Annotated in this window: 25 protein-coding genes; 11 read left to right on the forward strand and 14 right to left on the reverse strand. The window is 72.0% G+C overall.

The features are described from left to right. Positions 1–57: 57 nt before the first annotated feature. The 3 genes from AB0I04_RS07480 to AB0I04_RS07490 are packed head-to-tail and all read left to right on the forward strand — an operon-like array spanning position 58 to position 2,843. The gene (locus AB0I04_RS07480) at positions 58–1,512 is read left to right on the forward strand and encodes a protein kinase (protein WP_360880632.1); all 1,455 of its coding nucleotides are present in this window, start codon (positions 58–60) and stop codon (positions 1,510–1,512) included. Between the two features lie 11 nt (positions 1,513–1,523). Further along, a complete protein-coding gene (gene mshB, locus AB0I04_RS07485) occupies positions 1,524–2,372 on the forward strand; it encodes an N-acetyl-1-D-myo-inositol-2-amino-2-deoxy-alpha-D-glucopyranoside deacetylase (RefSeq protein ID WP_360880635.1) in 849 nt (282 codons plus the stop codon). A gap of 6 nt (positions 2,373–2,378) precedes the next feature. Continuing rightward, positions 2,379–2,843, forward strand: a complete 465-nt coding sequence (locus AB0I04_RS07490; RefSeq protein WP_360880638.1) for a DUF6113 family protein — start codon at positions 2,379–2,381, stop codon at positions 2,841–2,843. Positions 2,844–2,980: 137 nt separating this feature from the next. Here the strand turns inward: AB0I04_RS07490 and AB0I04_RS07495 are convergent, their stop codons facing one another. From AB0I04_RS07495 to ddaH, 4 genes are all read right to left on the reverse strand, one after another. Next, positions 2,981–4,594, reverse strand: a complete 1,614-nt coding sequence (locus AB0I04_RS07495) for an MFS transporter (RefSeq protein ID WP_360880641.1) — start codon at positions 4,592–4,594, stop codon at positions 2,981–2,983. Beyond that, positions 4,591–5,187, reverse strand: coding sequence for a PadR family transcriptional regulator (locus AB0I04_RS07500; protein ID WP_360880644.1), 597 nt, complete (start codon positions 5,185–5,187; stop codon positions 4,591–4,593). Before AB0I04_RS07500 ends, AB0I04_RS07495 begins: the two co-directional genes overlap by 4 nt. 153 nt (positions 5,188–5,340) lie before the next feature. Next, the gene (gene rocD / locus AB0I04_RS07505; RefSeq protein ID WP_360880647.1) at positions 5,341–6,534 is read right to left on the reverse strand and encodes an ornithine--oxo-acid transaminase; all 1,194 of its coding nucleotides are present in this window, start codon (positions 6,532–6,534) and stop codon (positions 5,341–5,343) included. A 49-nt stretch (positions 6,535–6,583) separates the two neighbouring features. Continuing rightward, complete coding sequence (gene ddaH, locus AB0I04_RS07510) at positions 6,584–7,429, reverse strand: dimethylargininase (protein ID WP_360880650.1); 846 nt, start codon at positions 7,427–7,429, stop codon at positions 6,584–6,586. A gap of 126 nt (positions 7,430–7,555) precedes the next feature. Here ddaH and AB0I04_RS07515 point away from each other — a divergent pair, with 126 nt between their 5' ends. Further along, the gene (locus AB0I04_RS07515; protein ID WP_360880653.1) at positions 7,556–8,011 is read left to right on the forward strand and encodes an Lrp/AsnC family transcriptional regulator; all 456 of its coding nucleotides are present in this window, start codon (positions 7,556–7,558) and stop codon (positions 8,009–8,011) included. Positions 8,012–8,025: 14 nt separating this feature from the next. Further along, a complete protein-coding gene (gene rraA, locus AB0I04_RS07520) occupies positions 8,026–8,505 on the forward strand; it encodes a ribonuclease E activity regulator RraA (protein WP_360880656.1) in 480 nt (159 codons plus the stop codon). Here the strand turns inward: rraA and AB0I04_RS07525 are convergent. From AB0I04_RS07525 to AB0I04_RS07545, 5 genes are all read right to left on the reverse strand, one after another. Further along, a complete protein-coding gene (locus AB0I04_RS07525) occupies positions 8,502–9,236 on the reverse strand; it encodes a hypothetical protein (RefSeq protein ID WP_360880659.1) in 735 nt (244 codons plus the stop codon). The genes rraA and AB0I04_RS07525 overlap by 4 nt on opposite strands. A 29-nt stretch (positions 9,237–9,265) precedes the next feature. Further along, complete coding sequence (locus AB0I04_RS07530) at positions 9,266–10,021, reverse strand: hypothetical protein (protein ID WP_360880662.1); 756 nt, start codon at positions 10,019–10,021, stop codon at positions 9,266–9,268. Next, positions 10,015–10,617, reverse strand: coding sequence for a hypothetical protein (locus tag AB0I04_RS07535; RefSeq protein ID WP_360880665.1), 603 nt, complete (start codon positions 10,615–10,617; stop codon positions 10,015–10,017). Before AB0I04_RS07535 ends, AB0I04_RS07530 begins: the two co-directional genes overlap by 7 nt. A 109-nt stretch (positions 10,618–10,726) precedes the next feature. Beyond that, positions 10,727–11,365, reverse strand: a complete 639-nt coding sequence (locus AB0I04_RS07540; RefSeq protein WP_360880668.1) for a hypothetical protein — start codon at positions 11,363–11,365, stop codon at positions 10,727–10,729. 244 nt (positions 11,366–11,609) lie between these two features. Next, positions 11,610–12,476 carry a class I SAM-dependent methyltransferase gene (locus AB0I04_RS07545; protein WP_360880671.1) on the reverse strand — a complete coding sequence of 289 codons (867 nt, stop codon included), beginning with the start codon at positions 12,474–12,476 and terminating at the stop codon, positions 11,610–11,612. Between the two features lie 197 nt (positions 12,477–12,673). Here AB0I04_RS07545 and AB0I04_RS07550 point away from each other — a divergent pair, with 197 nt between their 5' ends. The 3 genes from AB0I04_RS07550 to AB0I04_RS07560 all read left to right on the forward strand — a co-directional run bounded on the left by AB0I04_RS07550 (position 12,674) and on the right by AB0I04_RS07560 (position 15,693). Continuing rightward, on the forward strand, positions 12,674–13,567 hold the full coding sequence (locus AB0I04_RS07550; protein ID WP_360880674.1) for a hypothetical protein: 894 nt from the start codon (positions 12,674–12,676) through the stop codon (positions 13,565–13,567). A 45-nt stretch (positions 13,568–13,612) separates the two neighbouring features. After that, on the forward strand, positions 13,613–14,563 hold the full coding sequence (locus tag AB0I04_RS07555; protein WP_360880677.1) for a hypothetical protein: 951 nt from the start codon (positions 13,613–13,615) through the stop codon (positions 14,561–14,563). A gap of 260 nt (positions 14,564–14,823) precedes the next feature. Then, a complete protein-coding gene (locus tag AB0I04_RS07560) occupies positions 14,824–15,693 on the forward strand; it encodes an enoyl-CoA hydratase-related protein (protein WP_360880680.1) in 870 nt (289 codons plus the stop codon). Between the two features lie 195 nt (positions 15,694–15,888). Here the strand turns inward: AB0I04_RS07560 and AB0I04_RS07565 are convergent, their stop codons facing one another. Continuing rightward, positions 15,889–16,032: a hypothetical protein gene (locus tag AB0I04_RS07565; RefSeq protein ID WP_360880683.1), complete on the reverse strand. Its 144-nt coding sequence runs from the start codon at positions 16,030–16,032 to the stop codon at positions 15,889–15,891. Between the two features lie 205 nt (positions 16,033–16,237). Here AB0I04_RS07565 and fdxA point away from each other — a divergent pair, with 205 nt between their 5' ends. Together fdxA and dapC are read left to right on the forward strand one after the other, a co-directional pair. Beyond that, a complete protein-coding gene (fdxA, locus tag AB0I04_RS07570) occupies positions 16,238–16,564 on the forward strand; it encodes a ferredoxin (RefSeq protein ID WP_360880686.1) in 327 nt (108 codons plus the stop codon). Between the two features lie 190 nt (positions 16,565–16,754). Further along, on the forward strand, positions 16,755–17,837 hold the full coding sequence (gene dapC / locus AB0I04_RS07575; RefSeq protein WP_360881040.1) for a succinyldiaminopimelate transaminase: 1,083 nt from the start codon (positions 16,755–16,757) through the stop codon (positions 17,835–17,837). Between the two features lie 34 nt (positions 17,838–17,871). Here the strand turns inward: dapC and AB0I04_RS07580 are convergent, their stop codons facing one another. From AB0I04_RS07580 to AB0I04_RS07595, 4 genes are all read right to left on the reverse strand, one after another. Then, entirely contained in the window at positions 17,872–18,018 is a 147-nt protein-coding gene (locus AB0I04_RS07580; RefSeq protein ID WP_360880689.1) for a hypothetical protein, read from the reverse strand. A gap of 79 nt (positions 18,019–18,097) precedes the next feature. Then, positions 18,098–18,523: a VOC family protein gene (locus tag AB0I04_RS07585; protein ID WP_360880692.1), complete on the reverse strand. Its 426-nt coding sequence runs from the start codon at positions 18,521–18,523 to the stop codon at positions 18,098–18,100. 26 nt (positions 18,524–18,549) lie between these two features. Continuing rightward, the gene (locus tag AB0I04_RS07590; RefSeq protein ID WP_360880695.1) at positions 18,550–19,059 is read right to left on the reverse strand and encodes a pyridoxamine 5'-phosphate oxidase family protein; all 510 of its coding nucleotides are present in this window, start codon (positions 19,057–19,059) and stop codon (positions 18,550–18,552) included. Positions 19,060–19,072: 13 nt separating this feature from the next. After that, positions 19,073–19,615: a cysteine dioxygenase family protein gene (locus AB0I04_RS07595; protein WP_360880698.1), complete on the reverse strand. Its 543-nt coding sequence runs from the start codon at positions 19,613–19,615 to the stop codon at positions 19,073–19,075. 105 nt (positions 19,616–19,720) lie between these two features. On the opposite strand from AB0I04_RS07595, the gene AB0I04_RS07600 reads away from it, so the two are divergent. Continuing rightward, entirely contained in the window at positions 19,721–22,378 is a 2,658-nt protein-coding gene (locus AB0I04_RS07600; protein ID WP_360880702.1) for a LuxR C-terminal-related transcriptional regulator, read from the forward strand. Positions 22,379–22,434 lie beyond the last annotated feature (56 nt).

A 22,434-nucleotide genomic window follows, 5' to 3' on the forward strand; every position in this document is an offset into this window, starting at 1 on the left:
CCGTCGGTCATGCGGAAGACTGTTCCCATCCATGTGCCGTTCCCCCCAGGAGTATTGATGCCCGACGCCCGTCCCCTTCAGCCCGGTGACCCGGACAGACTGGGGTCGTTCGAGATAACGGGTCGCCTGGGCGAGGGCGGTCAGGGGACCGTCTACCTCGGCCGTTCCGCCTCCGGTGACCCGGTCGCCGTCAAGCTGCTCCGCGGCGACCTCGCCCATGATGACACCGCGCGCGGCCGGTTCCTGCGGGAGCTGTCCGCCGTCAAGAGCGTCGCCCGGTTCTGCACCGCCCAGGTGCTGGAGGCCGACGTCGACGGCGACCGGCCCTACATCGTCAGCGAGTTCGTGCCCGGGCCCTCGCTGCAGCAGCTCGTCACCGGTGAGTCCCCGCGCTCGGAGGCCGAGCTCGAGCGCCTGGCCATCGGCACGGTCACCGCGCTCGTCGCGATCCACCAGGCGGGGATCGTCCACCGTGATTTCAAGCCGCAGAACGTCCTGATCGGCCCCGACGGCCCCCGCGTCATCGACTTCGGCATCGCCAAGGCCCTCGACGCGGCCGCGACGATGACCAACTCCGCCATCGGCACGCCCGCCTACATGGCGCCCGAGCAGCTCACCGGCAAGGAGATCACCGCGAAGGCGGACATCTTCGCCTGGGGCTCGACGATGGTGTACGCCGCCACCGGCGCCGCGGCGTTCGGGCAGGACACCGTGATGGCGGTGATCAACCGCATCCTCAGCGAGCCGCCGGACCTCGGCGGCGTACAGGAGCCGCTGCGCGGCATCATCGCCGACTGCCTCGCCAAGGACCCGGCCGCGCGTCCGACCGCCCAGCAGCTGCTGATGCGGCTGCTCGGGGAGGAGGGTGCCGCGCCGACCGCTCCGATGGCCGGCGGCGGTCCGCAGACGGCGATCCTGGACCAGGGGGCCGCGTACGCCGACACGAGGATGGCCGGGGCGGCGCCGACCGCGCCGGTCACCCCGGCCGCGCCCACGGTCGCGGGCGCCGGTCTCGGGGCCATGGGCGCGGCCGGCGGCCCGCCGACCATGCCGCACTACCCGGGGATGACGCATCCGGGCGGCGCGGACCGCCGCGGGATGTCGCCGCGGATGGTCCTGGCGGCGGTGGCCGGTGTGGTGCTGGCGTTGGGGATCGCCGCCATGATCATCTGGGCGGCCCAGCACCGAGCCGACACCACCGGCGACCACGGGCCGGCGCAGACCGTCGAGAGCTCCAGCGGGCCGTCGGAGGGCACCGATCAACCGGAACAGCCCGCGCCGACCAACACGCACCGCGAGCCGTCGTACACCCAGCGGCCGACGTCCCACCGGCCCACCGCCACCCACACGGTGACGAGCTCGCCCCCGACCGAGCCGAGCGGCGGCACGTCCCCGACCGGCAGGCCGACGGACGGCGGGAAGCCCACCGGAGGCAGCACCGGAGGCACCGGCGGCGACGGCACGGGCGGGAAGAAGCCGACCGGCGGGGCGACCAATCCCGCCTCCGGATAACGTGTTCGGTCATGGCCGACCTGCGCATCCTGTTCGTGCACGCCCACCCGGACGACGAGTCGATCGAGACCGGGGCGACCATGGCGAAGTACGCCGCCGAGGGCGCCCACGTCTGCCTGGTCACGTGCACGCGCGGCGAGGAGGGCGACATCATCCCCGCGGAGCTGCGCCACCTGGACGGTGACGCGCTGGGGGAGTACCGCGTCGGCGAGCTCGCGCGGGCGTGCGCCGCCCTCGGCGTGACGGACCACCGGTTCCTCGGCGGCCCGGGGCGCTGGCGCGACTCCGGGATGATGGGCGTGGCGTCCAATGACCATCCCCGGTGCTTCTGGCGGGCGGACGTCGACGAGGCCGCCACCGAGCTCGTCGCGATCGTGCGGGAGGTACGCCCGCAGGTCGTCGTGACCTACGACGCCGACGGCTTCTACGGCCATCCGGACCACATCCAGGCGCATCGGGTCGCGTGGCGGGCGTTCGAGCGGGCTGGGGACCCGTCCTTCGGTGCCGGCGCGCCGTGGCGGCCCTCGCGGTTCTACGCGACCGCGCTGCCCCTGTCGGTGCTCGAGGAAGGGGTGGGCCGGGGGCCGTTCCAGCAGGTCGAGTCCGTGTCCGACTTCGGCTTCGGCGTGCCCGACGAGCAGGTGACCACGCGCGTCGACGCCCGCGACCACCTGCCGGCGAAGGTGGCCGCGATGCGGGCGCACCGGACGCAGCTCACCGTCGATCTACCGTACTTCGCGCTGTCCAACGACATCGGGCAGCCGCTCCCCGGCGTCGAGTACTACACGCTGCTGGCCGGGGAGCCGGGGCCGCTGGGCGAGGACGGCCGTGAGTCCGGCTTCGCCGAGCCGGTAGCCTGACCCGCTGTGGACGGATGGACGGGCCCTCACGCCCCTCAGGAGACGGGCTTCCCTGCCCCTCAGGAGCCGCCGCGCGAGCCGGGCCTGGTGACCGGCGCCGCGTACGGCGTGCTCGCCGTGCTGGGCCTGCTCATCGGCCTGGTGGGGTCGTTCGAGTTCTCCTGGACGGCCGGGAGCGTTCCGATGGCCGCCATCCTGCTGTCCCTCGTCGAGTTCGCGGCCTTCCGCCTCGCGGGTTGGGGGATGAGCGGCAGGCTCGGCGTGGCCGCGATGGCCATACCGTGGCTGATCGTCGTCGTCCTGCTGTCGAGTCGGCGCCCGGAAGGCGACCTCATCGTCACCGGCACCACCGGCGGGTACGTCTTCATCTTCGGCGGGGCGATCGCCGCCGTCGCCGCCGCGGTGGCCACCCGGCCGGCGCGGCCGTGGATCCTGCAGGGCGTGCCGTCGGCCTCTCCGCCGAGGGACTGAACGCGAACGCCGGGCCGCGCGCCGCAGAACGGCTCGTACGGCAACGGCCCGGCGCGTCCGGCTCCCGCTCGTAGCGAGCGGTGCCGGAGAGGTCACGGCCTGGATCGGGTGCGCGCCCCCGCGCACCCGGTCCTCGGTCAGCCGGTGGTCGCCTCGACCGTCTCGGGAGAGCGTTCCGCGGTCTTGCGGCGGTACCCGCGCATCGCGAGGCAGGCGAGGGATCCGACGAACACCAGGATGATCGGCAGGGTCATCGTCGGTTTCATCGCGTCGACGAATCCGTGCGCGAACACGCTCTGGGCGGCGTGAGTGATCTGGTCGACGACCTGCTGGGGGAGGTTCTGCGGCAGGTGCTGAGCCGCACCCGTCTGCCCGGGGCCGGCCTCGATGCCGCTCTTGGCGGCCTTCTTGAAGCCCTCGATGAAGGGGGCGCGGGCCTGGGCGGGCAGTTGCCCGGCGCGCTTCTCGGCCTCCTCGCGGAGGTGGGAGGCGAGCTGGTTCTGCAGGATGGCGCCCGCCGTGGCACTGCCGACCACGGAACCGACCTGCCGGATGGTGTTGTTGACGCCGGAGGCCGCGCCGGCCATCCGGGGGTCGACCCCGCGCATGGCCTCGGTGGCCATCGGCGCGAACACGCCGCCGATGCCGACACCGGCGACGACCAGTCCGGGCACGAAGGCCGGCCAGTGGGTGCCCGCGCCGGCGATCAGCACGATCCAGCCCATGCCGATGCCGTACAGCGCGAGGCCGGCCATGAGGATGAACTTGCCGCCGATCTTGTCGGAGAGCCGTCCGGCGACCGGCGCGAGGAACATCGACACGACCGAGGACGGCGCCATCACCAGGCCTGCCTTGAGCGCGCTGAAGCCGAGCACCGACTGCAGGTAGATCGTCAGCGGCAGGAACATGCCGATCATCCCGACCGACACGATGGCGCCGACGAAGTTCATGACCGTGAAGTTGCGGTCCCGGAACAGCGCGAACGGGACCAGCGGCTCGCGGTCCTGCCGGCCGCGCTGTTGCACGAGGAAGATGACGAACGCGACGACCGCCGCGGCGAACAGGGCCCAGATGACGCCGTTCCAGTCGTACCGCTGCCCTTCGGTGAGGGCGAAGGTGAGGCAGAACAGCGCGATCGAGGCGATCAGCACGCCGGTGAGGTCGAGACGGTGCGTGCGTTCGACGCGGACGCCGGGGATCACGGTGAACGCCAGGAACAGCACGATCACGCCGATGGGCAGGTTGACGAAGAAGATCCACCGCCAGTCGAAGGCGGTGACCAGGAGCCCGCCGAGGGTCGGCCCGGCGATGGTCGCGACGCCCGCGACCGCCCCCCAGATGCCGAGCGCGGCGCCCCGGCGTTCGGCGGGGAAGGTGGCGATGATGATCGCCATCGTCTGCGGCATGAGCATGGCCGCGCCCAGGCCTTGAACGGCGCGGGCGGCGATCAGCTCGGCGGGGTTCTGGGAGATCCCGCAGGCCAGGCTGGCGATGGTGAAGATTGCCACCCCGCCGATGAACAGCGTGCGCTGGCCGCGCAGGTCGCCCAGCCGGCCCGCGGTGATCAGCAGGACGGCGAGGATGAGGACGTAGGCGTTGACCACCCAGAGGACCTCGTCAAGCGACGCGTTCAGCTTGTCGATCATGCTGGGCATCGCGATGTTCACGATCGTGAGGTCCAGCAGTGTCATGAAGAACCCGAGACTGAGCGTCACGAGGATCGCCCAGGGGTTACCTTGCCATTTCTTCATTTGTCGTTGTTCTCCCCGTTTCGGCGGTCGTGGGGCCGCCATGTCATCCGGCCGTTCTTGATGTCCTCGCTCACCGCGTTGACGAACTCGAGCTCGGAGCGCAGCCGGGCGTTGCACAACTCCAGCTCGATCACCGACACGCGTTCGAGGCCCTGCTTCGCCAGGTTCGTGAGGACCGTGTCGTGCGCCGCCAGCTGCGCCTCGAGCCGGACGGTCCGGCGGTCGAGCAGCTGGGCGGCCTCCTCCGGCGGCAGCATCTTGAGGAACGACAGCGCCATGTCGAAGATCGGGTACTCCTGAGCGGGGTGGCGCAGGAACTCCCGGAGGCGGGAATACGCCTCGTCGCGCCCCTGTTCGGTGATCGCGTAGACGGTGCGCTCCGGGCGGCGGCCCTCCCGCGTGGTCTCGACGGGCTCGATCAGGCCTTGGCCGGCGAGCCGCTCCACCGTGTGATACAGCGACCCATGCGCGACCTTGACCACCTGGTCGATGGAGTAGTCGCGGATGCGCTGCTGCATCTCGTACGGGTGCATGGGCTCCTCGTTGAGCAGTCTGAGGACCGCGAGCGCGAGGGGCGTGAGCGGTCGTGACATGGGCCTCGTTTCTCGTCCGTTCCGAATAATCCATGTGGACTATAGGCCCGAGCTGTGACGGCTGCAATCCGATTTAGGGCAACAAAGGGGTAAACGTCGGAGACCCGGACCGGGCGGTCCGGGCCTCCGACGGCGGATGGGAGGAGAGAGGCGTCACACCTCGGTGATCACGGCCTCCAGCTGGTCGAGGGCCCAGTCGAGGTCCTCCTGGCTCACCACGAGCGGCGGCGCCAGCCGGAGCGTCGTCTCGTGCGTCTCCTTCGCCAGCACGCCCCGCTCCATGAGCCTCTCGCTGACCGGGCGGGCCTTGCCGTTCAGCTCGACGCCCGCCCACAGGCCGCGCCCGCGCACCTCGCGGACGTGGTCGGACGGCAGCCCGCCCAGGCGCGCGTGCAGGTGCGCGCCGAGCGTGCGGGACCGCTCCTGGAACTCCCCGGTCCTCAGCATGGCGATGACCTCGCGCGCCACCGCGCAGGCGAGCGGGTTGCCGCCGAACGTCGACCCGTGCTGGCCGGGCTTGAAGACGCCCAGCACGTCGCGGTCCGCGACGACCGCCGAGACCGGCAGGATGCCGCCGCCCAGCGCCTTGCCGAGGATGTAGACGTCGGGCACGACGTTCTCGTGCTCGACGGCGAAGGTCGTGCCGGTGCGGCCCAGCCCCGACTGGATCTCGTCGGCGAGCATCAGCGCGCCCCGCGCCGTGCAGATCTCGCGCACCGCCGTCAGGAACCCGCTCGGCGGGACGTTCACGCCGGCCTCGCCCTGGATCGGCTCGATGAGCACGCCGACCGTGTCGTCGTCGACGGCCGCGCGCAGCGCCTCGACGTCGCCGTACGGCACGGTGCGGAAGCCCGGCGTGAACGGACCGTAGGAGTTCCGGGCGTCCGGGTCGGTGGAGAAGCTGACGATCGTGGTCGTCCGGCCGTGGAAGTTGCCCTCGAACGTGACGATGTTCGCCTGGTCGGCGGGCACGCCCTTGACCTCGTAGCCCCACTTGCGGGCGGTCTTCAGCGCCGTCTCGACGGCCTCGGCGCCGCTGTTCATCGGCAGGACCATGTCCTTGCCGGCCAGCTCGGCCAGCTCGGCGACGAACGGCCCGAACTGGTCGTGGTCGAACGCCCGGCTGACCAGCGTCACCCGGTCGAGCTGCCGCCGCACGGCCTCGACCAGCCGCGGGTGGCGGTGCCCGAAGTTGACCGCGGAGTACGCCGACAGCATGTCGAGATACCGCTTGCCCTCGACGTCCGTCACCCAGGCGCCCTCGGCCTCGGCGATGACGATCGGCAACGGGTGGTAGTTGTGCGCGCTGTGCTCCTCTGACAGCGCCCGCAGCTCCTTCGTGTTCAACGGTGCTCCTTTTCGGACCCGCGGGGTCTCCCGAGTCCTATTGTTCCTGCTACGGGCGGAGTTCGAGAGTGCAGCACTTCGGGCCGCCTCCCGCCTTGCGCAGCTCGGTCATCTCGATCGGGATGACCTGGTAGCCACGCTCCGTGAGCCGGGCGATCAGCGTGGTGGCGCCGTCCGGGACGATCACGTGACGTCCGTCGCTGACCGCGTTGAGGCCGAACGCGAGGGCGTCCTCCTCGGTGGCCTCGATCAGCTCGGGGAACAGCGTCTTGAGCTTGATCAGGCCGTCCTCGTCGAAGGCGCCCGGGTAGTACGCCGCCGTGAACGGGTCGATCACGCACAGCGCCGTGTCGAGGTGGTAGAAGCGCGGGTCGACGAGTCGCACGCTGACCACGGGCAGCCCGAAGGCGTCGTGCAGTTCGTTGTGCGCGACCGGGTCCGTACGGAAGCCGTGCCCCGCAACGATCGCGCGGTAGGCGAAGGCGTAGTCGCCCTCGCCCTCGTTGACGTACTCGGCCGCCCGGATGCGGCGGTAGCCGTGCTCCTCGAACCACGCCCGGTGCGCGTCGGCCTCGGCGGCGCGCTCGGAGTGGCGGAACTTCGCGCCCAGCACCATGCCGCCCACGACGGTCGCGCCGTTCGCGGCGAACACCATGTCCGGCAGGCCCGGGACGGGCGGCAGCACGTGCACGGTATGCCCGAGTGAGACGTACGTAGCGCGCAGGCGCTCCCACTCGTGGCGGGCCCGGTCACGGTCGACCGGGGCCTTGGGGTCCATCCACGCGTTGATCGCGTATTGGACGTCGAAGTAGGTCGGCGGGCACATCAGGTAGGTCCGTGCCGGCTGCCCCGCCGAGATGCCCGCGCCGTCGCGGGCAAGGGTCTGCATCGTCATCGATGTGGTTCTCCTGGCAATGCGGGCCCGATATCGCGCCCAGTGGTTGGTGAGGCACCACTCGAAGCGTAAGGTCGACATGTCCGCAACACCAATAACGGATATGCGCGTGGGAGGGTCTGATCATTGCGTCTTGACGACCTGGATCGGCAGATCGTTGCGTGCCTGCTGGAGAACGCCCGGGCGTCCTTCGCCCAGATCGGTGACCAGATCGGACTGTCCGCGCCCGCGGTGAAACGCCGGGTCGACCGGCTCCGGCACGACGGCGTGATCACGGGCTACGCCGCGGTCGTCGATCCCTCCGCGCTGGGCTGGACCACGGAGGCGTTCGTCGAGCTGTTCTGCGCTGGGCGTACGTCCCCCGACGAGATCTCCGCGAGCGTCCGCCGGCACCCCGAGGTGGTCGCCGCGTACACGGTCACGGGGGAGGCCAACGCGCTGATCCACCTGCGGGCCCGCGACATCCAGGCCCTCGAGGAGGCCCTGGAGCGGCTGCGCAACGAACCGAACATCGTGCAGACCAAGACGTCCATCGTCCTGTCCCGACTGATCGGCCGCCCGACCGGCGGGCCGGACACCTGATTACCATGCGGTGGATGAGCTTCACGACGGCTGATCTGTTCGACGAGTACGGTCCGGAGCTGGCGAGCTGCGAGACGCAGTTCCGCTCGTACGGGGCGCGGGAGCGGTTCGCGGGGCAGCTGGCGACCGTCCGCTGCCTCGAGGACAACGCGCTGCTCAAGAAGGTCCTCGCCACGCCGGGAGAGGGCCGCGTGCTCGTCATCGACGGCGGCGGATCGCTGCGCACCGCGCTGATGGGCGACATGATCGCCGGGTCGGCGGTCGCGAGCGGATGGGCCGGCGTGGTGATCAACGGCGGGGTCCGCGACGTCGTCGCGCTCCGCGGGCTCGACCTCGGGATCAGGGCGCTGGGCTCGAACCCGCGCAAGAGCGCCAAGGACGGCGCGGGCGAGGCCGACGTGCCGGTCGTCTTCGGCGGGGTGGAGTTCCGGCCCGGGTCATGGCTGTACGCCGACGAGGACGGCATCGTCGTGGCGGCCCGCCGTTTGGTCTAGGAGAGCCTTCCGAACTGCTTCGTCAGCAACGCCGTCGCCTTCTTGGCGACCGGGTCCCCGGACGCCTTTGGGCCGACGCGCTCCCAGTACATCGACACCAGGACGACGTTGCCGCGGCTCACGTAGTCGTACACGCGGTAGAACACGTTGATCACGCTGGACGACGGTGAGATCAGCGACTTCTCGAAGCCACGGACGTGCGACCAGCCGGGCGTCGTCTCGTCCGAGGCGCGCCAGGTGTCGTCGTGCGCGAGCGCGACGCGGTCCCCGGAGAGGGTCTTCTGCGAGACATGCTTTGTGGCCGGGCACGCGGTGACCTTGGCACGGACGGTCGCGAACATGGCCGACGCGGCGGCCGCGTCCGGGTAGGTCAACGCGATCTGCCCGAAGTTCGCCCCGCCGTACTGGCTCGTGTTGAACTCGTGGGCCTTGATCTCCGGGCTTCCCGACGGCTTGATCGCCGACAGCGAGCAGGACGGGACGGCGTGCTCCTTCAGGGCCGGCGTGCTCAGCGGCTGCTCGGCGACGTGCGGGTCGACGTCGCGGGTCGACAGGAGGGCCGCCGCCACGCGGCCGGGCGCGTAGCTCGGTGCCGGAGACGGGCTCGCCGGCGTCGTACGGGCGGACGGCCCGGCGGACTTCGCCGTCTTGTGGTCGCCTCCGCTGCCGCACCCGGCGAGGAGGACGCCGGCGGCGAGCAGGGCGAGGACGTACGGGCGTGGTCGGAACACCGGTCGCTCCTCCTCCGGGGCGGTGTGGGTCAGCCGGGCTGGGACTGGGTCTGGACCTCGCCGACCGCGAGGGCGAGGTTTCCGGCGGGACCGTTCATCTGCCCGAACACCCCGCCGGCGGTGTCGCACTCGGCACCCTGGCACGCCCAGGTGACGCGGTAGCTGATGGTCGCGGTGACCGTGTACTTGCCGCCCGGCTGGCTGGCCGAGGACTTCTCGTAGGTGTATCCGCAGTCGGTGTCACCGGGCGTGCCCGCCGTCGCCCCGGCGCACGTCACGCTCTTCCCCTCGCCCATGTTCCAGGTCACGTTCTGCAGGGTGGCGGTGACCGTCACCTGCTGGCCCGGCACCGCGGCCTGCGCCGTCTTGTTGCCCACGTCGTCCACCCACAGGCCGGTGGTCATCCGGATGTACGTGCGCGGGCTCGGAGCCGTACCGATCTTCGGGACGGGCAGCTGGAGGTTGTCGCGGGCGTCGTAGGCGACGTCGATCGTGGGGATGTGCGGCGCGGCCTGGGGCGCGGCGCCGCCCGGGGCGCAGACCACCTGGCCGCCCACGGTCGGGCAGCCGAGGCCGGGGCCGGTGTTGCCGCCCCCACCGCCGCCGCCCCCGCCCCCGCCTCCGCCGCCGGTGCCGCCTCCACCGCCCGGGATGGTGACGTTGCTGTGGGCGCAGGCGTTGGGGAGGCACATCGGGGCCGCGGACGCCGTCCCGGTCGCCAGGCCGACGACGCCGCCCGCGAGGAGGACCGGCAGGACGGCGATGGAGGATCGTCTGGTCAGCATTTCCTGCCCTCCGTCGCGTCGGAGATCTTGTAGGTGCCGTCGGTGTAGCGCATGATCGCCTGATATAGGTGGCTGCCGTCGTGCCAGGCCGCGAGCCGCTTTCCGGTCTTCGCGGAGAAGCGGTACGACCCGAGGGTCCGCACACAGTCGAGGACCACGACGATCGAGTCGTCCTTGGAACCGCCCTGAACGCGCGGATTCAGCACGTTGTGAAATCGCCAGAAGACACCCTGTCGCCGGACCTTCGCGACATCTTTGTCAATGATCGACAGAAGGGGATCCATGGCGACCGCGTCGAGCCGGCTCGTGTCGTTCGTCTCGTACGCCTGTTCGTACATTCGCTGATACTCGCGGTAGGCGGTGAGGGCGGACTGCGGGGTCCTGGGGAGCGGGCCGCCACCGGCCGCCGGCGAGCCCGCCGGGTCCGCTGTGCCCGCCGTGCCGTCGGACTGCGGCGCGGAGCCGGCGGATGAGGAGGTCGTGGGGGAATCCGGCTGGACCTGCCCGCTGGGATGGAAGCCGCCGCTCGCACGGCCTCCGCAGGCTGTGAGCAGGCCCACCAGAGTCAGTGTGCCGACGCACAAGCGGAATCGCATCGTCAATTCCCGGGCATCGGGGCAAATTACCTCATGAGCTTACTGAGACGGTAGGGGCAAGAAAAGAGGTTCCCAAGAACCGGTGGATCGGTCCGGGACTTATCCCGGATTAGAGACAGCCGACCAGCCGAACCAGGTCAAGCCCCAGAATCATGTCGAGCGCGATCGCCGTCTCGAATTTCGCCCCAGGCGCTACTGAGTCGTCCGTCGCGAGCCGGGACAGCGTCGACAGCGCGGCGGGAGTGTCCAGGTCGTCGTCGAGGCGCGCGACCGCCTCGGCCACGTATGAGCGGTCGAGCGGCCGTCCCGGCGACTCGGCCCAGCCGGCGACGCCGCGCCGCCACGCGGTGAGCGAGGCGTCGGCCCGGGTCAGGTCCACCCGGGTGTGGGCGACGTCAGCCCGATAGTGGGCCTCCAGCAGCGCCAGGCGGACGGCGAGCGGGTCCAAGCCGTCCCAGGGCGCCGGGTCCCAGCGTCCGACGGCCGCGCCGACGTGCACGTCGGCCGGTCCCGACGACAGTTGGGCGGGGCGGACCCCCAGGTCCGGGGCACCGGGCACGGCGTTCCAGACCCCCACCACGCGCACCCGATGGTGTTCGACGAGCCGGCGGATCAGGTCGCCGACGACCTGGGCGCGCAGCCCTTCGGCGCAGGCCACCCGGAGGACTCCGGGGCGGGCCGGGACGACCTCCGCGACTTGGCCGGTTCCGGGGTCGTACAGGCGCAGCATGCCGACGACAGTACCCATCTCTCCGCGAATCCGACCTCCCGCCCGGGACCGCGGCCGGCAACGCTCGGCGTGGGCCGGGACGACCTCCGCGATGTGACCGGTTCCAGGGCCGTACAGGCGCAGCATGAACTCCCGCCCGGGACCGCCGTCGGGCAACGCTCGGCCCTGCGGGCTGATCGCCGCCGGAGACGCTCACCGTCTCCGATCGACCAGGCGAATCCTCGGGAATCGCGCCGAGGGATGTGAGCTTTGCGGGAGATGTTCAGGTGTGCGGAGCCGACGGCGCCTGTGGGGTGGGTTGCGGCTGCGGGGCCGGTGGCGGCGGAGGAGTGGGCGATGCCTGGGGGGTCGGTGGCTGGACGAGTTCGTCGCCGCCGGGCTTGCGCACGGCGGCGAACCGGAGCCGTACGTAGTCGGCCATCCAGCCGGACTCGCGGCGCAGCGCGGGCGCGGCGAGCTCGTTCACCCGGTCGAGAAGTGGGCCGGCGATCTCCGGGGGGACCTCGGCGATCAGTTCCGGAGCGAAGAGCCGGACCCAGTCGGCGGCGCCGTCCGGGCACTCGGCCAGGCGGGTGGGCCGGTCGGCGTACTCCATGAGCCGGATCACGAAGCCGCCCTCCTCGAGGCGGGCGGCGTACTCGGCCGGGGTGGGGAAGTACCAGGGCAGCTCGGGCTCGGGCAGGCCGAAGACGCGCCACGCCGTCTGCACGGCGGCGATCAGCTCGGCGCAGTTGCCCGCCCCGCCCATCTCCGCGACGAACCGTCCGCCCGGCCGGAGGGCGGCGTGCACGCGGGAGATGACCCCCGAGGGGTCGCGGGACATCCAGTGCAGCGCCGAGTTGGAGAAGACCGCGTCGTACCGCTCACCGGTCGCGAAGTCGTGGGCGTCGCCCACGGCGAACGACAGGTGAGGGTGCTCGGATCGCGCCGCGTTGACCATCTCGACCGATTCGTCGATGCCGAGCACCTCCGCGCCGCGCGCGGCGATCTCGACGGTCATCGTGCCGGTCCCACAACCCAGGTCGATGATGCGCTCGTCGGGCTGAGGATCGAGCAGGTCGAGCAGCGGCGCCCCGTGCGCGGAGACGTACCCGAACGCGGTGTCGTACGTCGCCACGGCCCATTGCATGAGCCGAAACATATAGGACAAAGACGGCAAGTGCCGTAACGTCTCGCATCCTGGATCGTTAGTAGTGACTCGTGTCACGTCGGTGTCAGGATCCTTCTCCTCGGAGGGTGGGTTATCCACAGACCGGGGTGGAGGACTTACGGCGCACGAGCGGGCCGGGTCAGGCTTGCCGGGAGACCGATTCCCGGAGGCTTTCCATGATCGACCTGACGATTCCCGAGTCCGTGACGGCCCCCTTCGTCGTGGCCACCGCGCATCCGCTCGACGACCCGGCGGCCGCCGCGCGCGGCCGGGTGCGACTGCCGTTAGCGGCCGAGCTGCTCGGCTCGTCGCTCCTGCGGTTCCGCAGCCGCCCCGCGGCCGAGTCCGGCTACGCCGACCTGCTCGGCAGCGCCGCCTGGGCGCGTCCGGAGCAGGCGCACCTCCTCGACAAGGCCCGGCACCACATCGTCATCACCGGGCACGCGCCGCCCGTCTCGCAGCCCGAGCACGCGCAGGCGGCCCGCGAGATCGCCCGGGTCGTCGCCGAGGCCTGCGAAGGCGTCGTCTACGACGCCTGGTCCCACCAGGTGCTGCCGCATGCCTTCCGGTTCGGCGCCGAGCATCCCGAGTTCTGCCTGGCCGACGACTGGCTCGCGACCTTCGTCACCGGCGAGGAGGATGGCGATCTGCAGCTCGTGACCGCCGGGCTGCACCGCTTCGGCCTTCCCGAGTTGGAAGCCGTCGGCGTCCCCGGCGGCAACCTGTTCGCGGCCATCACGCTGCTGCGCTGCCTGGCCGTCGGACTGCTCGACGAGCACTGGGCGTGGCTGGCCTGCAACCCCGGCGCGCGGCACCGCCGCATCCCCGACGAGACGCGGGTGGACGGCGCCGACGTGTGGCGCTACTGGGCGGCCGAGCCGGCCGGCGCCACCGGTGCGCCCGTGCGCGTCCGCCTTCGGCCCGCCCCGCCCGAGGGCGGCGACACCCTGCCCTACCTCGTCGCCGGGCCGCCCGCCGGCTTCGACGCCCCCGCCGCCCTGTGGTGGAACGACGTCGTCGACCTGGCCATGCCGTACGTCCCCGAGGCACCGCGCCGCACCGCCGCCTGAGCCGCGGAGCGCGCGCCCGTCCACCACGAACACCAGGAGACGGTCATGTCCCCCTTCGTGCTGTCCGTTCCCGAGGTCGTCACCTCGCACTACGTGATCGCGACCAGCGAGCCGCCGGCCGACCCCTACTCGGTCGTCCCGTGGCGCGTGCCCGAGCCGTTCCGCAAACCGGCCATCGAGGCGCTCAAGTCCCCGCGGCTCGGCATCTTCACCATCGACGCCGGCGAGGCGACCTGGCGTCTCGACGACGTCCTGGCCTGCGAGGAGGATCGGCGGCGCATCCGCGAGTCCTCCCACCAGATCCTGCTCGTGCACCAGGCGCTGACCGCGGAGCAGCCGCACCGCGAGCAGGTCGCGCGCGCCGTGGCGCGGGCCCTCGCCGACGCCACGGGCGGCGTCCTCATCGACCCCCAGGCCCGGCAGGTCCTCCTCCGCGACGGCCTGGCCCGCGCCGAGCGCGGCTGGTTCCGCATGGGCGACCAGTGGTTCGGCACCCGCTACGACGTCGACGAGGCGGCGCGGCGCCTCCATCCGCCCGCCGGTGATCCCACCGCCTGCGGGTGCCTGCGCATCACCCTCCTCGGGCTGCGGCGGTTCGGGCTGCCGGACCTCGCGATCGACAAGGTCGCCTGCGCCCAGGACCTGCCCGCGCTCAACCTCCTGCGCGCGGTCGCGTCCCGGCTGCTCACCGACCAGTGGCGGTGGTGCCGGGAGCGCCCGGCACGACCGACGCGCCGGCTCGACGACCATCCGAAGATCGAGCCGGACGACTTCTGGGCCTTCTGGGGCGCCACGCCCTACCTGGACGGCCGCCCGGTCGTCACACGACTCGTGACGAGCTCGGCCACGACGCTGGAAGTCGCCCCGCCCGACGGCTATGCCGGCACCGTGGCCGACTGGAGCCGGGAGGTCCTCGCTCCGGCGATGCCACCCGTGGTCGGCTGCCCCGCCGACGAGGACTCGGCCCACGCGCACTCCGCCGGCGGAGGCGCGTGACGGTCGGCTGGGCGCGTGATGGCCGGCGGTGGGCGTGATGGCCGGCGGCAGGGCGTGACCGTCAGCGGGGACGCCATGACGGCCGACGGAGGGGGGCGATGTCCGGCGGAGGCGGGGCGTGACGGTCGGTGGGGCGGACCGGCTCGCCGAGCCGAGCGCGCTCGTCGTACGGGTGGGTTGACCCGGCTGTGGCCGTGGCGGTCACCGACCACAGCTCTAGAATCCGATTCTGTATTCGTCCGCGGGCGCGAGGAGCAGCAGTGACGTACACCGAGATCGCCTACACCGTGGCCGGCGGGATCGCCACCATCACCCTCGACCGGCCCGATCGGCTCAACGCCTTCACGCTCGTGATGCGCGGCGAGCTGATCGACGCCTTCGACCGCGCCGACGCGGACGACGCCGTACGGGCGGTCGTCGTCACCGGCCGGGGCCGGGCCTTCTGCGCCGGCGCGGACCTCGAGCGCGGCGGCTCGACCTTCGACTACAAGGCCGCCAAGGAGATGTTCGGCGGCGAGGACACCTTCGAGGACGGCGCGCCCCGCGACGGCGGAGGCACCGTCGCCCTGCGGATCGCCCGGTCCCTCAAGCCGGTCATCGGGGCGATCAACGGCCCGGCGGTGGGCGTGGGCGTCACGATGACCCTCCCGATGGACATCCGGCTCGCCGCCGACGGTGCGAGGTTCGGCTTCGTGTTCGCCCGGCGCGGCATCGTCACCGAGGCCGCGTCGAGCTGGTTCCTGCCGCGGATCGTCGGCATCTCACAGGCCATGGAGTGGGCCGCGACGGGCCGGGTCTTCGGCGCCGAGGAGGCGCTCCGCGGGCGGCTCGTGTCCGCCGTGCATCCCGCGGACGAGCTCCTGGACGCGGCCTACGCCCTCGCCGGGGAGATCGCGGCCAACACCTCGGCGGTGGCCGTCGCGGCCGTGAGGCGGCTGATGTGGTCCGGCCTGGGCCTGTCCACCCCGTGGGACGCGCACCGGGCCGACTCCCGCCTGATGTACACGCTCGGGTCCGCACCGGATGCGGCCGAGGGAGTGACGTCGTTCCTGGAGAAGCGTGCGGCGGACTTCCCGATGAAGGTCAGCCAGGACCTGCCCGCGGAGGTCCCCGACTGGCCGGCCCGGTGACCGGCCACCGGCCGTGCTCGATCGCGATCTCTCGGAGCATGATCAACACATGGTGCGGGGGTGGAAGATGTAACCGATCTCGCCTGCCGGCCAGTGGGTCGGGTCCGGGTGGCCGGGCGGGCTTTCGCGCTCGTGTCGGCCGGGCGGCCGGGTGGGCTTCCGGGTGCGTTGACCGGGCGGCCCGGGCGGCGGGGATCAGGAGCGAGGGGCGCGGCGTGGGGGAGGCGGGGGCACGACCTTGCCCGCCACCAATTCTGCCTCGGGGACCGAGACGATCGAGCCGTCTCGGCGGCGTACGGTCAGCCGACCGTCCACCCACTCCTGTAGCTCACCGACCACGTCGCTGTACGATCCGCTCTCAAGGCGGCGTCGGAGCGACACCCGACGTCCGATGTCGGACGGAGCTATCGAAACGACATACCGGGCGGAGAAACGCGGTCCGATGTGACGCCCCCCATGGTGAAAGCGTTGACTGACAGCAGCAATACTAGGCAATGACACCGCTGCGAGCGTGGCGATGGCCACAGACGTTGAGGAGTAGGACGTGACCTACGTCATCGCGCAGCCTTGCGTGGACGTACTCGACAAGGCGTGCATCGAGGAATGCCCCGTCGACTGCATCTACGAGGGCAAGCGCATGCTCTACATCCACCCGGACGAGTGCGTCGACTGCGGCGCCTGCGAGCCGGTGTGCCCGGTCGAGGCGATCTTCTATGAAGACGACACGCCGGATCAGTGGAAGGACTTCTACAAGGCGAACGTGGAGTTCTTCGACGATCTGGGCTCGCCGGGAGGGGCGTCCAAGGTCGGCAAGATCGACAAGGACCACCCGATCGTGGCGGCGCTGCCGCCGCAGGGCGAGGACGCCTGAGCCCACGCGCCCGGTGCCTTCCGGACGCGTGAGTTCAACACAGGCTGAGGCGCGCCGTCTGTCCGTCAGCGGCAGGCGGCGCGCGAACGTTCGAGCGAACGCGCCGCAGTGAGCCCTGTGTCCGGCCGGGGAACGAGGCTGGACACAGGGCGAGTGAGAAGCGTGAACGCCATGGGCAGGGGGACAGATGATCAAGACGCTGCCGGACTTTCCCTGGGACCTGCTGGCCCCGTACAAGGAGCAGGCGCGGCAGCATGCCGGCGGTATCGTCGACCTGTCGGTCGGCACGCCGGTCGACCCCACGCCTGAGATCGTCCGGCGGGCGCTCGTGGACGCGGCCGACGCGCCGGGGTATCCCGCGACGTACGGCACTCCCGAACTGCGCGACGCCGTGGCGGGCTGGCTGACCCGCCGGCTCGGTATCGAGGCCGACCCGGCCGCGGTCCTGCCGGTCATCGGCACCAAGGAGGCCGTCGCCTGGCTGCCCACGCTGCTCGGCGCGGGTCCCGGCGACACCGTGGCCTTCCCGGAGCTGGCCTACCCGACGTACGACGTCGGCGCGCGGCTGGCCGGCGCGACGCCCCGGGCCGTCGACGGGCTGTTCTCTCTCGGCCCGGAGGCCCCGAAGATCGTCTGGATCAACTCGCCGTCGAACCCCACCGGCAAGGTGCTGCCGGCCGAGCACCTGCGCAAGGTCGTGGCGTGGGCGCGGACGCGCGGCGCCATCGTCATCAGCGACGAGTGCTACGTCGAGCTCGGCTGGGACGCCGAGCCGGTGTCGGTCCTGCGCCCCGACGTCTGCGACGGGGACCACCGCGGCCTGCTCGCCCTGCACTCGCTGTCCAAGCGCTCCAACCTCGCCGGGTACCGCGCCGGTTTCATCACCGGCGACCCCTCCCTGGTCGCCGCGCTCCTGGAGGTCCGCAAGCACGCGGGCATGATCGTGCCCGCGCCGGTCCAGGCCGCGATGACGGCCGCCTTCGGCGACGACGCGCACGTCGAGGAGCAGCGCGTCTGCTACGCCCGCAGGCGCGCCGTCCTCCGTACGGCCCTGGAGTCGTACGGGTTCCGCATCGACCACTCCGAGGCGGGGCTGTACCTCTGGGCGACCCGCGACGAGCCCTGCTGGGACACCGTGAAGGCCCTCGCCGAGCTGGGCGTGCTCGTCGCCCCCGGCGAGTTCTACGGTGAGGCGGGCGCCCGGCACGTGCGCGTCGCCATCACCGCGACCGACGAGCGCGTCGACGCCGCCGTTGCCCGGCTGACCGCCTGATCCACCCGCGCGTGCCCCGGGTCGCGTCCCGCCTTCACCGGGAGTCTCCCGCGGCGGCGGGCGTCGGCAGGGCGACGTGGGCGTGGGTCATCGTGGTCACGCTCGGCTGCGCGGTGCCGGGAGGCGCCGCGCTGCCGGCGCATCCGCGGGCGTCGTCCGCCGACGAGATCTCCCTCTTCATCGTCGGCCGAACCCCGTCTGTGGCGTGGAGGTCGCCGTCCAGCAGTCCGATTGCTGGACGCGGCAGCAGGTGACGCTCCTCACCGAAGCTGCTCGGCCAGCGCGACGATGATGCCCTGGGGGCCGCGGACGTAGCAGAGCAGGCAGATGTCCTCGTACCGCGCGATCTCGCCGATGAGTTCGGCGCCGTGGGGGCGAAGGCGGGCGACGGTGTCCTCGATGCCGTCGACCTCGAACATGATGCTGCGGATGCCCAGTGTGTTCGATGGTGCGGGGTCCGGTTCGGCGCTGATCGCCGCCGGCGAGTGGAACTTCGTCAGCTCGACCTTGCCGTGGTCGTCCGGGGTCCGCATCATCGCGATGTCGACGCGGAGGTCGTCGAACCCGTTGACCCGCTCCGCCCAGCGTCCCTCGACCGGGGCCCTGCCCTCCAGCTCCATGCCGAGTTCGGTGAAGAAGGCGATGGCGGCCTCAAGGTCGGCGACGACGATGCTGACGTGGTCCATTCGCACAAGTGTCATGTCCCCTGCCCTCAGGAGTCGGTTGCCTGGCGTTCGGCCTGCTGCTGGATCAGTTCCGCGACGGCGCTCGGGAGGGTCGTCTCGAAGTCGATCAGTTTCGCCCAGGTCGGGGTGACGACGATGCGGACCATGCCCTCGTGGTAGAGCGAACGCACCCCGGCCTCCCACTCGACCCGTTGCTCGGGCGTCATCTGGTAGGTGCCGTTCATCTCGAGGTACTCGCTCGGGATGCCGTCGGTGACGTCGAGCTCGGCCTGGCCGCGGATGAGCAGGATCTTGGGCGGGTGTACCTCGGTGTCGATCGTCAGGGCGACCGCCGGGTTCTGGCGGAGGTGGGCGAGCTTCGGGGCGTTCTTCGCGGTGCACATGACGATCTCGGTGCCGTTCCAGCTGAACCCGATGGGAACGTTCCGGGGCGTGCCGTCCTCGGCGACATATGCCAGGCGGGTGAGGTCGCGGGCCAGCAGCTCCCGGCTCAGCGGGCGGTTCAGGATCTCGGTGGTCTCGTTCGGCGCGGTCATGTCGTGTCTCCTGTCAGCTCTGGACCGGGAGGTCGTAGAAGCGGCGGGCGCTGGAGCCGACGCGGTTCAGGTCGGTGCCGTAGATGTGCAGGGAGACGGCGGTCTCGTCGCCGATGTTACGGACGCGGTGGATGTCGCCGGGCGGGGCGAAGGCGCTGACCTCGCCGGTCGTGTTCGGGTTGTGGCCGGCCTCGATCAGGGTCGTGCCGTCTTCGGAGAGGGTGAACAGGTCCTCGTACTCCACGCCGGTCAGGACGCCGAACACGCACCAGGTCACGTGGTCGTGGATGCGGGTCAGCGCGCCGGGCTGCCAGGCGATGGCCACCATCGAGAACGAGCCGTCCGGCTCCACGTGCAGGCGGTGGCTGCGGTACGTGCCGCGCTCGCCGCTGAGCAGGTCCGCGGGAAGCAGGCCGGGCGAGGGCAGGTGCTCGCGGAGTGCGTCCCCCACGTACGACGCGGTCTCGCGCCAGCCGGCGTTGCGGGCGATCGCGCCGCGTACGGCGGTGAGGAGTTCGTCCAGCTCTGCGGCGGGGCGCACGGTTAGGGTGTTCATGGTTCCTCCCCTGTCAGGTGCCTCCAGCGTCGCCCCGACGGGGAGGTGTGGTCATCCGTGCTGACCGCAGAACACCACGGATGCTGCCACGGAAAGGGGCCCAGGGTGGCGGAGCGGATCTCTGAGCGGGAGGCCGAGGTGCTGGCCGCGCTGGGTGCGCGGCTGTCCAACGCGCAGATCGCGAATCGGCTGCACATCTCCGTGCGCACGGTGGAGAGTCACGTGTCGTCGCTGCTGCGCAAGTACGGCATGGCCGACCGGTGGGCGCTGGCCGAGCTGGCCCGCTCCGGGGAGCGGGACCCGGGCCGGGTGGCCGGGTTGCCGGTGTCCGGGACGACGTTCGTGGGCCGGGCGGCCGAGCGCGCCGCCGTACTGGCCGCGGTCGAGCAGGCCCGGCTGGTGACGCTGCTGGGCCCTGGCGGGGTGGGCAAGACCCGGCTGGCCGCGGTGGCGGCCGAGGAGGCCGTGGCGCTGTTCCCGTCCGGCGGGGCTTTCGTGGACCTGGTGCCGGTACGCGACGGGTTCGTGGCCCGCGCGGTCGCGACCACGCTCGGGGTGACCGAGGGCTCGCACCAGCCGCTGGAGGAGGCGGTCGCGGCGTGGCTGGGCACCGGGCGGTCGCTGCTCGTGCTGGACAACTGCGAGCACGTGATCGACGAGGCCGCCGAGTTCGCCGAGCGGATCCTGGCCGCCTGCCCGGGCACTCGCGTGCTCGTGACCAGCCGGGAACGCCTCGGCGTACCGAGCGAGCGCAGCGTGCCGATCGCCCCGCTGCCGCTGGGCTCGGACGCCGAGCGACTGTTCCACGACCGGGCGCTGGCCGCGGACCCCCAGTTCGTGGCCGATCCCGCGGTGATCGCGGAGCTGTGCGCGCGGCTGGACGGCATGCCGCTGGCGATCGAGCTGGCCGCGGCCCGGGGTGCGTCGCTGGGCCCCACGGGACTGCTCGCGGCGCTCGACGACGCGCTGCGGCTGCTGTCCGGCGTACGCGGCGGCGACGAGCGGCACCGATCGTTGCGCGCGGTCCTGTCGTGGAGCTACGACCTGCTCGATGAGGAGGAGCAGACGCTGTTCCGGCGGCTCGGGGTGTTCGTCGGGACCTTCGACATGGACGCCGCGGCCGCCGTCGGCGGGGACCGCGCGGGCGTCGCGGACCTGCTCGGCCGGCTGGTCGACAAGAGCCTCGTGGTGCACGTACGCGGGCGGGTCAGCCGCTGGCGCCTGCTGGAGACCGTACGCGCGTTCGCGCTGGCGCAGATGACGGCCGCGGGCGAGGAGGACAAGACGAGGGCGCGGCACCTCCGCTGGGCCGCCGGCGCGGCGTCCGCCACCGAGGGCAGGATCGGCGATCCCACATGGCGCGAGGACTTCGACGCCATGGCCGCGGACCTGCGCGCCGCACTGGCCGCGGCCGGCGGCCCGGGCGAGGTGACGCACCGGCTGGCGAGCGCGCTGGCGCACCTGACCTTCGCCCGCCGCCACCTGCTGGAGTCCTTCGCCCACCACCGGACCGCCGCCGCGCTCGCGACGAGCGCCGCGTCGGCCGCGCGCGACCTGCGCGCGGGAGCCGGGTGCGCGCACGTGAGCACCACCTCTGACCAGCACGTGTTCGAGCTGCTCCTGGAGGCCGCCGAACAGGCGGCGCGGGCCCGCGACGACCGCGGCCGGGCGATCGACCTGGCCCGCGCGGTCGAGACGGCCTGCCGGTTCCCCGAGGCGTTCGAGACCAGCGTCCCGTACGAGCGACTGCGCGGCCTCCTCGACGAGGCGGCCGCGGCCGGACCCGGCGACGACCCGGAGGTCACGGCGCGCCTGGCGCTGGCCCACGCGTGGCTGGCCGGCCCGGACAAGGGCGCACCCGACCCCGCCCTCGCGGCCGCCGCCCTCGCCGCCACCCGGGCGACCGCGGACCCGGTCCTGGTCAGCTCCGGCCTGTGCGCCGCCGGGAGCGCGGCCCTGCACGCCGGACGACTACGCGAGGCCAACCGCATCACCCGCGAACGCCTGGCGCTGCTGCCGTCCATGGACCGCGACGACCCGTACTGCGCACCGGAGATCTGCAACACCTACGGCCGCGCCTGCGTCTACGCGATCATGACCGGCGACCTGCCCGGCGCGATGGCCGCCGCCCGCGCCGGCATCGACGACGACCTGCTGCGCGATACCCACATCACGGCCAGCCGCCTCGTCCAGCCCCTCGTGCTGACCGGCCGCTTCCAGGATGCGATCGGCCACGCCGAACGAATGCTGGACCAATGGGAACGCGCCGGACGCCCCGCCCCGCTCTGGATGCTGCCGGCCGTGAGCCTGACGGTGCTGGCCAGCACGATGCTCGATGAGCCGGGGCCGGTGGCAGTGTGGCGGGCGCATGCCGCGGAAATGGCCGGCGGCACGCTCGGCACGGCACCGGTCGCGGCGTTCGTCGACGCCCGCCTCGCCCTCCACAACGAGCGGTACGACACCGCCGAACCCCTCGTACGCACGGCCTTCACCGTCGACGCCCCACTGGACAAATACCTCGCGTACGCGCGGGCGGCGGGCGCGGAATTGGCCGTGGCCGCACGCCTGCCCGACGCGGCGGACCTGCTGGCGGCGGCCACCCCGCTCGCCGAAGAGAACACCTGGGCGGCGGCCTGCCTCGCCCGTGCCCGCGGGCGCCTCCACGACGACCACGCCGAACTCGCCCGCGCCCTCACGGGGTTCGAACGCCTGGACGCACAGGCCGAACGCGACCACACCCAGGCGTTGCTGGCGCGGCTTTAAGCCGAAAATCGGTGCTCGGCAGGGCACCACCGCATGCCCCGCCGAGCACCGATTTT

Source organism: Actinoallomurus sp. NPDC050550 (assembly GCF_040655075.1).
Taxonomy (GTDB): domain Bacteria; phylum Actinomycetota; class Actinomycetes; order Streptosporangiales; family Streptosporangiaceae; genus Actinoallomurus.

Bases quoted from the DNA above. Each gene is read 5' to 3' on its own strand.
- ddaH (WP_360880650.1), bottom strand. From the start codon at position 7,429: ATGACGATGCAGACCCTTGCCCGCGACGGCGCGGGCATCTCGGCGGGG.
- AB0I04_RS07480 (WP_360880632.1), top strand. From the start codon at position 58: ATGCCCGACGCCCGTCCCCTTCAGCCCGGTGACCCGGACAGACTGGGG.
- AB0I04_RS07535 (WP_360880665.1), bottom strand. From the start codon at position 10,617: ATGCGATTCCGCTTGTGCGTCGGCACACTGACTCTGGTGGGCCTGCTC.
- AB0I04_RS07590 (WP_360880695.1), bottom strand. From the start codon at position 19,059: ATGACCGCGCCGAACGAGACCACCGAGATCCTGAACCGCCCGCTGAGC.
- AB0I04_RS07495 (WP_360880641.1), bottom strand. From the start codon at position 4,594: ATGAAGAAATGGCAAGGTAACCCCTGGGCGATCCTCGTGACGCTCAGT.
- mshB (WP_360880635.1), top strand. From the start codon at position 1,524: ATGGCCGACCTGCGCATCCTGTTCGTGCACGCCCACCCGGACGACGAG.
- rraA (WP_360880656.1), top strand. From the start codon at position 8,026: ATGAGCTTCACGACGGCTGATCTGTTCGACGAGTACGGTCCGGAGCTG.
- AB0I04_RS07500 (WP_360880644.1), bottom strand. From the start codon at position 5,187: ATGTCACGACCGCTCACGCCCCTCGCGCTCGCGGTCCTCAGACTGCTC.
- AB0I04_RS07545 (WP_360880671.1), bottom strand. From the start codon at position 12,476: ATGCAATGGGCCGTGGCGACGTACGACACCGCGTTCGGGTACGTCTCC.
- AB0I04_RS07580 (WP_360880689.1), bottom strand. From the start codon at position 18,018: ATGAAGAGGGAGATCTCGTCGGCGGACGACGCCCGCGGATGCGCCGGC.
- AB0I04_RS07595 (WP_360880698.1), bottom strand. From the start codon at position 19,615: ATGAACACCCTAACCGTGCGCCCCGCCGCAGAGCTGGACGAACTCCTC.
- AB0I04_RS07585 (WP_360880692.1), bottom strand. From the start codon at position 18,523: ATGGACCACGTCAGCATCGTCGTCGCCGACCTTGAGGCCGCCATCGCC.
- AB0I04_RS07540 (WP_360880668.1), bottom strand. From the start codon at position 11,365: ATGGGTACTGTCGTCGGCATGCTGCGCCTGTACGACCCCGGAACCGGC.
- AB0I04_RS07530 (WP_360880662.1), bottom strand. From the start codon at position 10,021: ATGCTGACCAGACGATCCTCCATCGCCGTCCTGCCGGTCCTCCTCGCG.
- AB0I04_RS07550 (WP_360880674.1), top strand. From the start codon at position 12,674: ATGATCGACCTGACGATTCCCGAGTCCGTGACGGCCCCCTTCGTCGTG.
- AB0I04_RS07555 (WP_360880677.1), top strand. From the start codon at position 13,613: ATGTCCCCCTTCGTGCTGTCCGTTCCCGAGGTCGTCACCTCGCACTAC.